The organism is Ruegeria sp. B1 (genome assembly GCF_056535885.1).
Window position 1 is genome coordinate 3272591 of sequence record NZ_JBQFJA010000001.1, and the last position, 14793, is coordinate 3287383.

The 14793-nt window shown below is 56.7% G+C and carries 11 protein-coding genes; 4 read left to right on the forward strand and 7 right to left on the reverse strand.

From position 1 onward, the window contains the following. The first annotated feature begins 39 nt into the window (after window positions 1-39). From ACR3ES_RS16160 to ACR3ES_RS16175, 4 genes are all read left to right on the forward strand, one after another. A complete protein-coding gene (locus ACR3ES_RS16160; protein WP_170435463.1) occupies window positions 40-999 on the forward strand; it encodes an ABC transporter substrate-binding protein in 960 nt (319 codons plus the stop codon). A gap of 70 nt (window positions 1000-1069) precedes the next feature. After that, complete coding sequence (locus ACR3ES_RS16165) at window positions 1070-2125, forward strand: quaternary amine ABC transporter ATP-binding protein (RefSeq protein ID WP_480425506.1); 1056 nt, start codon at window positions 1070-1072, stop codon at window positions 2123-2125. Further along, a complete protein-coding gene (locus ACR3ES_RS16170; protein ID WP_170433531.1) occupies window positions 2122-3663 on the forward strand; it encodes an ABC transporter permease subunit in 1542 nt (513 codons plus the stop codon). Before ACR3ES_RS16165 ends, ACR3ES_RS16170 begins: the two co-directional genes overlap by 4 nt. Next, the gene (locus ACR3ES_RS16175; protein WP_170433529.1) at window positions 3660-4412 is read left to right on the forward strand and encodes an alpha/beta fold hydrolase; all 753 of its coding nucleotides are present in this window, start codon (window positions 3660-3662) and stop codon (window positions 4410-4412) included. Before ACR3ES_RS16170 ends, ACR3ES_RS16175 begins: the two co-directional genes overlap by 4 nt. 17 nt (window positions 4413-4429) lie before the next feature. Here ACR3ES_RS16175 and ACR3ES_RS16180 read toward each other — a convergent pair whose 3' ends face one another. The 7 genes from ACR3ES_RS16180 to ACR3ES_RS16210 form a co-directional block, all read right to left on the reverse strand. Beyond that, window positions 4430-5512, reverse strand: coding sequence for a TIGR03032 family protein (locus ACR3ES_RS16180; RefSeq protein WP_170433527.1), 1083 nt, complete (start codon window positions 5510-5512; stop codon window positions 4430-4432). 12 nt (window positions 5513-5524) lie between these two features. After that, a complete protein-coding gene (locus ACR3ES_RS16185) occupies window positions 5525-6022 on the reverse strand; it encodes an invasion associated locus B family protein (protein WP_170433525.1) in 498 nt (165 codons plus the stop codon). Continuing rightward, window positions 6023-8398, reverse strand: a complete 2376-nt coding sequence (locus ACR3ES_RS16190) for an autotransporter family protein (RefSeq protein WP_480634730.1) — start codon at window positions 8396-8398, stop codon at window positions 6023-6025. A 436-nt stretch (window positions 8399-8834) separates the two neighbouring features. Further along, a complete protein-coding gene (locus ACR3ES_RS16195) occupies window positions 8835-10211 on the reverse strand; it encodes a hypothetical protein (RefSeq protein WP_170433521.1) in 1377 nt (458 codons plus the stop codon). Window positions 10212-10221: 10 nt separating this feature from the next. After that, on the reverse strand, window positions 10222-12282 hold the full coding sequence (locus tag ACR3ES_RS16200) for a peroxidase family protein (protein ID WP_480634731.1): 2061 nt from the start codon (window positions 12280-12282) through the stop codon (window positions 10222-10224). After that, window positions 12279-13037, reverse strand: coding sequence for a catalase (locus ACR3ES_RS16205; protein WP_480634732.1), 759 nt, complete (start codon window positions 13035-13037; stop codon window positions 12279-12281). The genes ACR3ES_RS16200 and ACR3ES_RS16205 overlap by 4 nt, the downstream gene beginning before the upstream one ends. A gap of 13 nt (window positions 13038-13050) precedes the next feature. Beyond that, on the reverse strand, window positions 13051-14781 hold the full coding sequence (locus tag ACR3ES_RS16210) for a thiamine pyrophosphate-binding protein (RefSeq protein ID WP_170433518.1): 1731 nt from the start codon (window positions 14779-14781) through the stop codon (window positions 13051-13053). Window positions 14782-14793 lie beyond the last annotated feature (12 nt).

Sequence of the window (14793 nt, forward strand, 5' to 3'; positions counted from 1 at the left end):
ACGATAACAAAAAAGACCACCAACAAGGAGATCTGAACAATGACAGTAAAAAGAACACTTGCCAGCGCGGCCTTTGTAAGCGTTTTGGCCGTGCCTGCCTTTGCAGAAGAGGTCAAAATCGGCGTCCCGTCCTGGACCGGCGCGCAGGCAATCGCCTATGTGCTGGGCGAAGTCGTGACGTCCCGGATCGGCGGCACGGTTGAGTATGTACCGGGAAACAACGCCACGATCTTTCAGGCGATGGATCAGGGCAAGGGCGACATAGATGTGCACCCGGATGTCTGGCTGCCGAATCAGGAAAGCTTTACCAAGAAATACGTGGATGAAGCGGGAACGGTCACGCTGTCCTCAAACCCATATGAGGGCAATCAGGGCTTTTGCGTCTCCAAGGACTTTGGTCAGGCCAACAACATCACCGATATCGCCGATCTGGGTCGGCCCGACGTTGCGGCGCTGATGGACAGCGACGGCAATGGCAAGGGAGAGATGTGGATCGGAGCGCCCGGCTGGGCATCCGCGAATGTGAATGAAGTCAAGGTGCGCGACTATGGTCTTCTGGACTTCATCGAGCCGATCCGCGCCGAAGAAAGCGTCAAAACCGCCCGGATCAAGGACTCGATTGCCAAGGGTGAAGGCTATGCGTTCTATTGCTACAAGCCACATGCCGTCTGGTTCATGTTCGATGTCGAGATGCTGACAGAACCGACCTTTGATCCCGCAAAATACGTGATGGTGCAGCCATCCGACGATGCGGATTGGTACGAAAAGTCAAACGTGGCGACCAAGGATGCCCTGAAGCAGGTTCAGATCGCGTGGTCCAACTCTCTGGTCGATCGTTCGCCCGCTATCGCGGACTTTTTCTCGAATTTCGCGTTGACCGCAGACGATGTGAGCAGCCTTGCGTTTGAGATCAGCGCCCAGGGGCGCGAGCCGGCCGAGGTCGCGAAGGATTGGGTCAATGCCAATTCCGACCGCGTCGACGCAATGCTGGGTCTCTAAGACAATCCAGATGACAGCACCGGCAACAGCCGGTGCTGCACCAGAACGTTCCCTAGCACTGGCTGCTCTCATGAAATCTGAACCCGTCATCGACATCTCAAATGTCTGGAAGATCTTTGGCGCCAAGCCACAAGCCGCCCTTCAGGCCGTGCTTGATCGTAACCTGAGCAAGGCCGAAGTTCTGTCCGAGTTCAATTGCGTGGTCGGCGTCGCGGATGTCAGCCTTTCGGTGAACCGGGGCGAAATATTCTGCATTATGGGGCTGTCGGGCAGCGGAAAATCCACCCTCGTGCGGCACTTTAACCGTTTGCTGGAACCAACGGCCGGTAAAATCGAGATCGAGGGCACAGACGTCATGGCCCTTGGCGCCAAGGACCTGCAGCACTTTCGCAATGAAAAGATTGGCATGGTTTTTCAGAACTTTGCCCTCATGCCGCATCGGTCCGTTCTGGATAACGTGGCGATGCCGCTGGAGATCAGGCAAGTCGCCAAAAACGAACGGATGCGTCAGGCAGCAGCAATACTCGACATCGTGGAACTTGGTGCCTGGGGTGCCAAGTTTGCGCATGAGCTTTCGGGCGGGATGCAACAGCGCGTGGGGCTGGCCCGCGCACTCGCAGCCAACCCCGATGTACTGCTCATGGATGAGCCGTTTTCGGCGCTCGATCCCCTGATCCGGCGCCAGTTGCAGGACGAGTTCATCCGGCTGTCGAAAATCCTGAAAAAGACGACCGTATTCATCACCCACGATCTGGATGAAGCCGTTCGGATCGGAGATCGCATCGCGATCATGCGCGATGGCAAGATGGTGCAGATGGGCACTGCGGAAGACATTGTCATGCATCCGGCCGACGACTACGTGGCGGATTTTGTGGCTGGTATTTCACGACTGAAAGTCGTGCACGCCAAGGTGGTGATGCAACCTGTCGAAAGCTGGATCGCGACCAAGGGTCCGCTGTCAGCTGATCTGCATCGGGTGACCAGCGACGAGACTCTCAGCAATCTGATCAACCTGGCCATCGACGATGACAGCCCGATCATGGTGACCGATGCGGGCTCGGACGTTGGTGTCATCACGCGTGCGGATCTTCTGCGCACCGTAATCGAAGGGACCGAGGTGTCATGAAGGACGAAAATGTAAACCCGCTGGAAGACACCGAAAGCGAAGCCGCACTGGCCTATGCCGAGGAACGAAGGGACAATATCCGCACTTTTGTGCGAACCAGCCCCGACTACTACATTACGAATTTCGACAAGGTTGGCGCGTCGGCCCGCTTTACCCCGACCTTCAACTCTTTCGCAGGGCTTTTTGGCCCGATCTGGTTTGGTGCACGCGGGCTTTGGTCCTGGGCGCTGTGCTTTCTGATTGTCGAGGCAATTGGCTTTGTCCAGATCGCACGCGGCTTGTTTGGCGATCTCGCCTCTGACGCCATGGCCCGCATTGCCTCGATTGAGGGCACTTTGGAGCTGCGTAAACAGCAATTGGCCGCAGCGATCGAAAGCGGTTCAGACCGGGTGGATGCCTTTCAACGCGCAGTCGACGGGTTGGAAGCCAATATCGGCGGCATCCGGGCCGAAGCCGAAGCGCTGGCTGAACAAGGTCCGACAATTGCCCTAACCGGCCTCGCAATCTTGTTGGTCGTCAAAACTGTCGAGGCCATTGTCGCGAACTGGGCGCTGGAAGCCCGGTTTTCGGAATGGCTGTCAGATCGGTCAATCCGCTCTGGCATGCCGATGTCTCAGATCGGATTTAGTGCAGTGTTCATGATCCTGATCGTGGCCGTCGCGATGGTCAATTACAGCTTTCCGGGGCGGTTCGCGATCCTCAGCGATTTCCCGACCGACCCCGAGCTTCGCTTGCTCAGCATCGACGGGGTTGAGGCGTTCTTTAACTGGGCGGTTCTGAATGGCGAAGCCCTGTTCGACGGCATTACCTACGGTATCCGTCTGATGCTGGACGCGCTGGAACTGATCTTTGTCAGCACGCCATGGATCGTCATCGCCGCGCTGATCATCCTTTTGACATGGCTCACGGCGGGCGTTCGCATGGCGATTTATTCCGGTGCATTCCTGGCCTATATGGGCTTGCTAGGCTTCTGGGAAAAGGCAATGACGACACTGGCCTTGTTGGGAACTGCGGCCTGCCTGTCGATCATTATCGGCATCCCATTGGGTATGTTTGCAGCAAGACGCCCCAGATTCTATGCCTTTATCCAACCCATTATGGATTTCATGCAAACAATGCCCGCCTTCGTCTTCATGATCCCGGTGATTGCATTCTTTGGAACAGGAAAACCGGCCGCTGTCGTCACCACGATGATCTTTGGTGGCACACCCGTCGTTCGACTGACGGTTCTAGGCCTGCGGGGCGTTCCAGAAAGTGTGCGTGAAGCGGCGATCAGTTTTGGCGCCAACAAGTGGTATTTGCTCACAAAAGTGGATTTGCCGCTCGCCAGCCCATCAATCCGGGCGGGGATCAACCAGACCATCATGCTGTCACTGGCCATGGTCGTGGTTGCCTCGCTGATTGGAGCCAAGGGTCTGGGTGAGGATGTGCTCGAAGCCCTGCAATACGCCAATGTCGGACAAGGTATCCTTGCCGGCTTTGCAATCCTGTTCTGCGCGATGATTCTGGATCGCATTGTTCAGGGCCAGCGTAAGTGACACCACTGGTTTTGGTCCATGGTCTCATGGGCGGAAGCGCTCAATGGGAACTACAGCGTGAGGCACTGGCGGAGTTTTTCGATGTTGTGGCAGTCGATTTGCCTGGGTTTGGGCTCAACGCACATCTGAAACCAATTGACAGCATCGATGGTCTTGCTGACTGGGTTCTTGGCGCACTACGCACAAAGAACATTGAGCGCTATTGTCTTCTGGGGCATTCGATGGGTGGCATGATCGTGCAAGAGATGGCGCGAAAAGACCCGGCGCGTATCCAATGTCTTGTCTTGTACGCAACCGGGGCCATTGGCGTGTTGCCGGGGCGGTTTGAAACCATCGAACAGAGCAAGACCCGCGCCGAAAAGGACGGCGCACACGCCACCGCAAGTCGGATTGCGGCGACATGGTTCTGGGAAAAGGAGGCTGCGCCCAACTTTGAGCGATGCGAAGCCATTGGCAAACTAGCCTCAGTCGAGGCGATCCGGGCGGGCCTTGACGCGATGCAGGATTGGTCTGGTGTCGAGGGTTTGTCCGATATCGTTCCTGACACGTTAGTCCTTTGCGGCGACCGGGACCGCACTTATTCGTGGGATCAGACACAGCTGCTGTGGTCCAAAATTCCAAAGTCCAGTCTTGCGGTGATATCGGGATGCGCGCATGCGGTGCATATGGAAAAGCCTGAGCTGTTTTCAGCTGTTTTGCTGGACTACCTTTTAGGTCAACCCGACGGGACCGTCAGCACCAAACCGTGATCCGCAGACCTCCGGCTTCACCGTTCTTCGTATGTGATCAGCGACTTGATGTGGTCGGTGGCAAAGCTCAAAGACATGCCGCATTCAACACCCGGCAACACCGCGACATCAAACAACTCCTGCACCGCGCCGTCGATGCGGAACCATGCGGCGACTTCTTTCTTTTCCATATCGATAATCTGAACACCGCACCACGGTTCGCTGTCCGTTTCCGCGAGCTTTGCATCTAGTGGAAGGCCTTCAAACCGTTCGTAGCGGGGTTTCGACAATCCAACGATTGCGAATTTTCCATGAAACGCCAGGCCGCGCACAAAGCCGGGGCAAAACACAATTTCCTTGAACGCGCCCGCGCCTGTCTGCGCATCACGCACAATCCGGCCAAGGCGACCGGAGCCGGAATCCAAAACATATAACTCACCCTGATGCACGCGCGGCGAGTGCGGCATGGACAGGCCGTCGCAGATAACTTCATTGCTGCGGACGTCGATCACCACACCTCCATGACTGCGCCGATCGCGCCACCCATCTATGGTATCCGACCGGCTGACGGCGGTGACATAGGCAGGCTGTCCGCCCTCCAGCGCAAGACCGTTCAGATGGCACCTGTCTTCATCCGCGAATTTCGAAATGAAGGCAGGTTTCCAGATCGGCTCGAAGCTGTGTTTTTCTGAAACTGTCGCAAGACAGTTGAACCGCGTGTTCACAAACACAATCTGACCGTCGTCGGTCACCGCCACGTCATGGGCATCAAGCTCGCCAGTTGTATAACTTCTGCGCGGGACAAAGCAGGCGTCAAACAATGTATCGACCCGCTGGTCGGGTTTCAGAACGTTTTCGAACTGATGTATCTGAAAAAGGGTGGCCAACGTGATGGACCCGCCACGTACACTGATGCCCATCGCTTTTTCGAACAACTGCTCGTTGATCATGATCCCGCCCTGCGGGTTTCGGCCCAACATGTAGAACCGGCCGGACTGATACGAGCTCAGGCAAATCGAAAGGTTATGCTGTTCCAGAAATCCCAACAAACCGTTGGAAACCGAATAGATAACTTGCGCGTCCTCTGTGTTCTCGGCCGGAGGCGTCAGGTCCTGGGTCATATCGTTTATTGATTAGATTTCGTCGAAAGCGGCAGTAAATCCGGTCAGAGACACCGGCACGTCCAAGGTTGTACCCCCGTCCAGCGTATAGAGCGAGATCTGAATTGTACCGCTCTTCTTCATCTCTTCGACCATCTCAGGGCCAACCGTCAATGGCACGACGCATCCGAAATTTTGACAAGTTCGCATCGGAAGGTTCCAACGAGGCCCGCCGTCAACGGACAGCGAGATACCTTTGGTGATATCCAGTCCAAATGGAACAATGATCACGCCAGAGGCCCCGTCCTCGGGCTCACGCCGCAGTTCCATTCGAAGCAAAAGGCCCGCCTGATTTTGCAGGTTCAGGCTTTGGCTCATCGCGCACTGCTTTTGGCTGTCTTCTTCGGTGCAGGTCACCGTCCAGCTTTGGAACTGTGTTGAACTGGTTTCCGTTGTTTGCGCGGTGGCGGTCCCAAAAGTCGTGACCAGACCAAGAGCACCCCAAATCGGAGATTTACGGGCACCGATCATTCAGAACCGGACCTGCAGGCCCAACACAGCTTCCAATTCGTAGCTTTCACCCAGATCTTCCAGACCGGTCAAATAATTCAGAGACCCGGACAACTCGTACCTGTCGTTCAGCATCATACGTGCACCCAACCCCAGTTCGATGCCGGTGTCATCAAGCTCCTCGTCAAACGCAATGCCACCCACCGAAACCCGAGTCTCGGGGTCGAATTCATGATACAGGTTAACGAGGCCAAAGTAACTGCCCACTCCTCGGCTGTTCGAGAAGGATTTGTTGGCCGAAAGCCCCAGACGCGCCAGCAGGCTGTCGGCATCGTCCAACACAACCTGATTTCCGAAACTGTCCGTGAATTCATCCACATCCAGCGTCGTATAAGACAGCTGGGCCTGCGGTACCAATACCAGATTTGGGTTCACTTCAACCGGACGGCCAACCTCGACAGACACACCAAACTGGTCCGAGTCGATGCCATTCTGCGATGTGCCCGTGGCCGGGTCATTCACGTCGCTAGAGTTCCGGTTGTATTGCAGTTGTGTGTCCACATAAAAGCCACGCGTGTCCAGCCACGTCGCACTGAAGTTGAGGCCGAGCGATTGGGTATCTACATCACTATTGCCCTGATCCGTGGCCACTGTGCTGGACGCATCGCCATAAATGACGCTTACACCGCCATAAAGAGAGCCGGTCCCAAACTCCGACAGCAGCATATCGGCACCCACCGTGATCGTGTAGGTGTCGGTCTCAATACTGTTGATACCCGCGTCCGACACAACAGGTGTGATATCGCTACGGGAACCGCTCAACTCGAACCAAAGCGGGCTGACCGGGTTTGAGAACACGTCGTTGCTCACAAACGGAAACGCCGATCGTGTGACTGTCTGGTCGGCCGGTCCACCGGGCGATCTGGACGCCAGACGCGCCTGAAGACTGCGCACGCTGTTCATCGACAGCAGGACAGATGGCAGCGCCTCGTACGCGGCAACGCTTGCACCAACCAGAATGGGATTTCCGGATGTGTCCACGCTCGACAGAGTATAAATTCCGCTGTTTTGAACGAGCCGGTATCCAAACGGGCCTGCCGTCACAATCGCTTCGCCACTGGGCAGCTGCGCAGTGCCATTCAGGGTGAAAGCGCCGAGGGGTGAAGTGCCGCTGACCCGTACAATCTCGATCCCGTTTACGGTCTGCGCCCCCGCCCCGCCGATATTATTGATCGAAACAAGGGTGTTACCGGACGCGTTACCGGAAATCGAAAGAGTATCCGCCGGTGATCCGTCGCCGCCCAGCGCAACGTCAAGTAAGAGGTTTCCGCCGATCCCGGTGTAATTGCCACTGACCGTTATGATGTCCCCGGCTGCCCCGTTTTGCGCCGAAAGCGAACCTCTATTTGCGAAATTGCCGTTCAGGCTGGTTGCGCCGGTGTTAAGCCCTAATGTGCTCCCCGACCCAACGAAAACACCCGTGCCCAAAGTGCCATCTCCGGCGGACAGCGTATTGTCGCTGAGCGTGATCGTTGAGTTGTTTGTAATCTCAAATCGCTCAAAATTCGTGACAGTGGCCCCGGCAATCGTGCCGCTGCTGCCAAACCGCAATGTGTCGGTAAACCCGTCGCCAGAGGAACTGTCATCGCCGCCGTCAAACAGGGTGACTCCGCTGAAATCACCTCCGTTAAAGAACAACAGATCGCTGCCATTGCCGAGGCTGATCGACCCGTTCACCGCCGCGCCCGAGTTGACAATGACCGAGCCGTCAGCGTCGGTGTTTGTGATCCCCGTGCCAGACGTCGCGCCAACAACGCTGCCTGAATTCAATGTGATCTGTGTCGTGGTCCCGGTATTGCCGACCGTCGCGATCCCGGCACCGGTGCCACCATTCACCGCACCTGATGTGGTGATCGAAATCCCACCAGAGCCGGTGTTGCCCGCGTAGATGCCCGTTCTGCTTCCGCTAACCGCACGCCGCGCGTTGATCGTGATATTGGTTCCCGCATTTCGGGCGTTAATCCCGTCTCCCCCGGTACCCGACACCGCACCTGTAGCCGTTATGGTCACAGCCCCAGTGCCAGCGTTACGGGCCACGATGCCAAAACCGCCTCCGTTCACGCGGGCCGTCGAGATCGTGATGTCTGTGGCGGTTGCCGCATTTCGGGCATAAATCCCGGTATTGTTGATGCCCGTTACTGTTCCAGTGACGGTAATCGTCGTTGCGCCAGTGCCATTGTTTCGTGAGAATATGCCGATATTGTGTCCGGTAATCGTCGAGCCGTTGTTATCTGTGAATGTGACACTATCGGTAGATTGAAGTGAGAAAGCATTACCTACGAAAAAAGCGGTTTGTCCAAATCCAGGCTGGGTCGTCACGGTCAATGGTGACGCCATGGAGTTGAGCGAAATCGTCGTATCCACAGCCGATGCAGGACCGGAACACTGATACGAACCACCACCGGTAGACGTACAAGTACCCCCATAGGCCACGCGTCCATAACCGGACACGAGAGCCATCGCCATGGAGGTTGTGACTAGGAGTTTAGCATTGCTAATCGAAGCGGGTTGGCTATGCGTTTTGGACACTGACTACAACTTTTAAAACTGGTTACACTTTTTAAGTGTAACGATAATGTCGCAATTTTCCAAGAAACAATCACCAAAAGCCTCAATTGGCCCCGCAAGTTTCCCAGCCGAACAAGGACGGGACGGTCAAGATTCCGCACAACTCCCTGACCAACAAAAGGCAACCGACCCTGGATCTGACGAGGATGCAGACGCCACTCTGATCGCCAATTCCACGTTCGGCCCTCGGTCACGGCCTGGGCGGTCAGAACGGCCAGTTCTTGTCGTGATCGCGCTGCGCGACCGTCAGGCCGTTGTCGAAATAGGCATCATAGTACTCAGTCTCCACCCGATGCGTTTGCAGCCAGATTCCAGGCGCATGAATGGCCTCGCAATGCGCTGGGAAGCGGCCATGAGTTTTGTGAATGTAGGTACAGATGTCGCGCGCGCAGTCGATGACGTCCTGTTCATACTCCCCGGCCTCTTCCAGATATTTGCTACCGAAATCCTGCTTGTAGATGTTCTGAAACAGAGCCTCATTCTTGTAAATGCCATCCGGGCCGAATTTGCCTGCGATGACCGCATCGACCGCGTCGGACATGGATGGATAATATGGCGGGCATTTTCCCTTGATCAGATGTTCGCCGTGATGCCGCAATCCCACCGCATGCGCGCGGACATGTTTCATTGCGGCAATTGGCAGGGTGTGCCAGCGCAGCAAATCCATCAATCGCCATTTGGGCGTCACGTAATCGAAATTCAGCATAGCCCCATAGCGATCGCTGAACTTCGGATCCCCCATCAGAACCGGCGGTGAAATGGCCGCGTGTATCCATCCGCCCAGCCCCATCGCCTCAGACACAAGAAACAGGTTCTGGATCAACAGATCAGCCTCGATCTGCGTCCGCATCTGACCCAGCACCCCAAGCGGGATTTTAATGTCTGGGTTCAGAAAGCCCCTTTCGATCCACTTTTTGACCCCGGCCGGTTGATAGAAATTGCGGTCGTCCACAATTACAGGCCGTGCCTTGTCCGGCTGAGTCAGCAAGTACATCAGCGCGTTGATATATTGGTGTGAGAGATCAACCACCGGGAAAAAGATGGTCGACCCCGGCGTATTCGACAAAAACCGATTGGAATCCAGGTAGGCCGGAAAGTCGCGCATATCGCCGGGCACGTCGATCCGCCGGTCAAGGATCTGCACCTTGGACTGCTCGGCGCGTTCGATCAAAACCTCGGGTGTCCAGTCATTGGTGCCGCCTTCCAGCGGGTCGAGGCGACGCAAAAAATAAGTACCGCTGTCATTGATCATGAAAAAATGCGTGCCCTGTGCATTGTCCGGGCTGCCTGCGGTCCGACCTTCCATCACAAGGTTTGGTTTGGACATGATCGGATCGCCGCTTTCATCGTCAAAAAACGGACGATCCGGCATGGTCATTCCAGACGCACCTGTCGCAGCGATCAGGATCGCTTCTTGCAGAGGGGACAGTGGTGCGCGGTCGTTCTGAGACTCCCAACTCAGCGATCCGGCCACAACATTCGAGCCCCGGCTGACCCGTTTGGTGCGGCGGTTCCACAACGTTCTTGCCAGCGGCGCGTTCAGAAAGGCCTCTAAGCCCTTGGGGGCTGCATCTTTTGGCATCCTACACCTCTTAAACCATGCGCCACGGCGCAAACGCCGTCGCGTCTTTGGGCAGAACCGGTGCAAACTCCGGGAAATGACGTAGCAACAGCGACTTCATTCCGTTCTGCGCAATCCAGTCCATGCCCAGCTGCGTATAGATTTCCGGCCGAAAATCGGTGGTCAGGAACCGATCCGACTGCAACCGGCGTGAGGCCATCAGGATAAAAACGCGAAACGCGGTGTCTGAAAACCCGAAACCATCCGGGGGCGTCTCACCCAACAGGCCGATGACAGTGTCGACCTTGTCGATATCCCCATAAAGCTCTTTCAGGATATTGTTGGTTTCCGGGTTGGCTGTCAGGTCCTCCCATTCGGTCACCGGCGGCATGTGCAAACCCTTGCGGAACTCATTGTACCGCGGGACGCGTCGGGCACGGGTACGCACAATATCAACCACGGACAGGTCGATCAGTTCATCGAACCTTTCAAGGTTTTGCAGGGATTTCGGAAAATTGTGCAGCGTGATTGCGCCGGGATGGGCAATACCCTGGGAATACAGGCAGTCGCGCAGTCCGAGTTTTCGCAGTTGCTCGTCTGTCTGTTCGCCTTGAATCTCCAGGAACCCCCGCCGCGCCTTTTCTTCACCCGTCGAAAAATCATAGAAAATGTAGTCATCCGGGATCAGAGGATGCATTCGGTAAACTGTCGCGAACTCTTCGGTCAACGCGTATCGCGCTGTGTGATGATCCGGCTCGGTTTCCGGGATACCTTTCAGGGCGTGAACATCCGTCAACCAGATGCCCAGACGCGTCAGCCAGGATTTTGGCGGGCCGTACCAATTGGTGTTCATCCCGATATCCAACGCCTCGGTGCCCAGAATGGCAGGGGTCCATTCGACAGTATGGATTTTGGCGATTAACGCAGAAACGATCAGGCGCGCGGTCTGATAGATGCGCTCGTCGTCCATTTGCGGATATTCGCGTTGAAGCTCGTCGCACAACACATTGTGTTCTCGGGCAAAAAGCGTGTGGAGAGTAGACAGGCCCAGCCACCAGCTTTCATTGAACCCGGTTAACTCAAAGCCATGAATGTTGAGAGGCAGATACCCCTCTTTGGTCAGCTTGAGTTTGGGGCCGTCCCTCAGTTTCTGTGCCGCTTTGGAGTTCACCCCATAGACCTGCGAACCATCCCACCAATGTGAGTTTTCATTTGCGAACAGAAATGGATCGTTGGCTCCAGCTTTCGGGATGTTACCCGCGATCCGCATGTTCCGCTCGGGCGCGCCATCGGGTCGGTTTTTCCAGTCCGGGTATCCGTCCGGGATTGGCACGATGTCATCGTCTTCGTCCAGTTTGCGCCGTTCATGCGACACCCAGTCATGGACCTGAAACTGAATCCAGGATGCGGCAAGGATGTTCAGGATTTTGGCAGGGATGAACGCCTCCCGGTCCATTAGTTTTCGTGCCACCAGAATCGGGTTTGGACTGTCGTCAGGTTGCACTTGCGGGGGCATATTGCGCCCAAAGGTCGCTCCTGCTGCGCCCATACATGGGTCAGACAGATCATTGTAGCTGCCGTCATGGGTACGGTACACGCGCTGCTCCGAACTTGGCTCCGGCGGGACCGAGCGGGCGCTGGGAACGGTTTCTTCGGGGTCCGTATCGATCAGGTTCTTTTGCCGCAAATCGTACCTGAGGGCATCCAGATTGAGCAGTTGAACCAACAGGAACGGGATCTTGTGCCAGGGCACCCGGCGGTTGACAGCCCGCAGGATGGACCGTGCGGCGGAGCCGAAGATGCGGTTTTGAATTGGCGGCGGCGGGGCCTTGAACCGCTTGCCCTGCCTGTGGGCCGCAGACGCATCATAGGCCGCCTTGCGTGCACGGTTCAGATTGCCCAATGGCCGGAAATCCTCTGTTGTGTTCCAGGGGTTGAACCCCATGGTCTCGATTTCCAGTGCCTCGGCAAGGGCCTCGGGCGTGGACAGATCGCGTTGCGGCAGAACCAGTTCCGCAACCTTGACCGGCGGGCTGACCCGTTCGTCCCATTCATGGGCCGCATCCTCGATGGGGGTTTGGTCCTCGTTCACAAACCTCTGAACGTAGAGGTCAAATACGATATCACCGTTCGACTGCCGCGCTTGATACTCGGCGGACAGACGCGATGCGCCACTGTGGGTTCCTTGAACGCCCGGCGTGGTATCGGAAGGTTTGAACGTATATCTGACCGCCTCATTGCCCCAGGCAATGGCCCCCTGCTCCAATAGCTTTCCAGCGCGACGCTGTCACATGTCCGCAGGGCCGTTCGCACGTTGTCCAGCATCCGGCGTGTCTCGGAAAGACCAAGTACAAAGCACAGGCGCACAAGCCCAATCAGTTTAGACAGCCGCCCACCCGAGACCGCATGGGCGAAAACCACGAACTGCCGCGCGTTCCGGGCGTGCGGCACGGGAAAGTTTGTCGCCAGCAGGTCGTGATCGACACCGTCGGTTTCATTGACACGTATGGCCAGCCCACGCAGGTCCTTGTCCTCGTCGGACTGGGTTTGCGAAGACGCATTGGAAAAGCGCACCATCGCCGGATAGCTTGCACCTGGCTTTGCGAAACCGACTTGCAGATCTTGCGGCAAGTCCGTGCTGAATCGCAGTTCTGCCCCGTTGAACGCTGCGATTGCCTTTTTGTGAAAAGCGCGATCCACGTTACGCGCGCCACCTGCGGCCATTGATTTCAATTGGGCCGCCATCATCATCTGGGCGAGCTCTCTGGTTTCTTTCAGTTCGGCCTCGGGCGACCCGCCCACATAGACCTCACGCCACTTCCGCAGAGATTCTGAGCTGCCGTCCATGGTGGCCTCCTCTTCACAATCCAAATCGCGTGCGCACGCCTTCCCAGATCGCGGCCAGCACGCCTTCGGGATGGGGCGAGTAATTGGGCAGTGCCAGACGTGTGATCCGTGCATCGATCAGGGCCGGTCGGCCGCTGGCCAAGGCCGCACCAAACGCCTGTTCGAACTCGTCCAGTTGACTGACCGTATACCCGTCAGCCCCACAGGCGCGGGCGTAGTCGGCGTAGTCGGGGTTATCGAATTCAGTCAGACCGGTCTTGAAGAAGGCCGACAACTGATACAGCTTGATCAGCTTGAATTCCCGGTCGTTGAAAATCACCCAAACGACCGGAATGTCGTATTGCACCGCTGTCATCAGCTCGAACCCGGTCATCAGATACGAACCGTCCCCGACCGCAGCCACTACTGGTCGATGCATCTCGGCGTATTTCGCGCCGATCACACCGCAGACACCGATGCCCATGGGTCCATAGGTGCCTGGTTTTCGGAAATTCTGACCCTCTTTGAGTTCGAGATAGTATCCTGCCCATGCAGCGTGCGCCCCGGCATCCGCCAGAACAATACCGCCGGGGGGCAGCATCTGAGAGATTTTCTGGACCATCTCGCCGGGATGCAGTTGCTTCTGCGGAGAGATGATAAAACGCTCATCATAGTCCTTGGGCCGGTAGTCCCGTTCAGGGACCGGTCCGATCACCGCATCAAGACGATCATAAAGCCCCTGCAAAGCCTGGCTTGCGTCGCCAAGGATGACGTGATCGGGCTTGTAAAACTTGTCGAATTCCCCGGCATCGATGTTGATGTGAATAAGGGTTTTGCCGTCGAACAACCCGTCATGGAAGTCAAAGGTTGCGTGCTGCGCAAAGGAGTTTCCGACAGCCAGCACGACATCCGCGTCTGAAAACACCTCCCAGGCGGCCTTGTGCCCCGAGTCGCAATAAAGACCGATGGCGAGCGGGTTTTCTTCGTCCACGATCCCCTTGCCGTCCATCGTCGTAACCAACGGAATCTGAAACCGTTCAAGGAACGCCTTTGTGATGGCGTTCGCGTCGGCCAATATGGCGCCAAATCCCGCCAGCATGACTACGGTTTTGTCCGAGGTGATCGCCTGCTCCAGAACCCCGGCTGCGCTGTCCAGTGCGCCGGGGTCGGGCGTCACACCAATTTGCGGCAGGCGCAGCGGACGGAAATTGGTCACTTCGACCTTTGGGTCGGTAATGTCCTCGGCAACCGCGACATGCACTGGTCCGGGTCGCCCTTCAAAAGCGATGTCGATGGCCTTTTGCAGCGTGTCCATCAGGTCATCCGGATCGGTGACCAGAAAATCCGCAGGTTCGCCGGTTTCCGGATCTTTCTTGGTGGCGGCCCGAAACATCATGCGCGAATCCGGTGTACGCGCCAGGCCAGAGGTCTCGTTCAAACCGCCCCGCCCCTGCCAGGCCACCGTCGAATACCCGCTGATCGCCAGCAATGGATAACTGTCGGTCAACGCCACACACATACCCGAGATCAGATTGAAGGCACCGGGTCCGGCGGTTGCAAAACACACGCCCAGCTTGCGACTGAACATCGCGTGCCCGCAGGCCATGAAGGACGCGCCTTGCTCATTTTTTGCAATGACCGGTCTGATTTTATCCGAAGCATCCAAGGCCAGCATAAGGCCAGCGGCGTTCTCGCCGGCCCCGCCATAGGCGGCATCGACGCCAATACTCTCGAGTGCGGCAACCACCGCTTCATAAACACGCATTCACTCAAATCC

What these genes read in the sequence shown, in the direction of transcription:
- ACR3ES_RS16160 (WP_170435463.1), top strand. Translation starts at nt 40, where the DNA reads ATGACAGTAAAAAGAACACTTGCCAGCGCGGCCTTTGTAAGCGTTTTG.
- ACR3ES_RS16165 (WP_480425506.1), top strand. Translation starts at nt 1,070, where the DNA reads ATGAAATCTGAACCCGTCATCGACATCTCAAATGTCTGGAAGATCTTT.
- ACR3ES_RS16170 (WP_170433531.1), top strand. Translation starts at nt 2,122, where the DNA reads ATGAAGGACGAAAATGTAAACCCGCTGGAAGACACCGAAAGCGAAGCC.
- ACR3ES_RS16180 (WP_170433527.1), bottom strand. Translation starts at nt 5,512, where the DNA reads ATGACCCAGGACCTGACGCCTCCGGCCGAGAACACAGAGGACGCGCAA.
- ACR3ES_RS16185 (WP_170433525.1), bottom strand. Translation starts at nt 6,022, where the DNA reads ATGATCGGTGCCCGTAAATCTCCGATTTGGGGTGCTCTTGGTCTGGTC.
- ACR3ES_RS16190 (WP_480634730.1), bottom strand. Translation starts at nt 8,398, where the DNA reads ATGGCGTCACCATTGACCGTGACGACCCAGCCTGGATTTGGACAAACC.
- ACR3ES_RS16195 (WP_170433521.1), bottom strand. Translation starts at nt 10,211, where the DNA reads ATGCCAAAAGATGCAGCCCCCAAGGGCTTAGAGGCCTTTCTGAACGCG.
- ACR3ES_RS16205 (WP_480634732.1), bottom strand. Translation starts at nt 13,037, where the DNA reads ATGGACGGCAGCTCAGAATCTCTGCGGAAGTGGCGTGAGGTCTATGTG.
- ACR3ES_RS16210 (WP_170433518.1), bottom strand. Translation starts at nt 14,781, where the DNA reads ATGCGTGTTTATGAAGCGGTGGTTGCCGCACTCGAGAGTATTGGCGTC.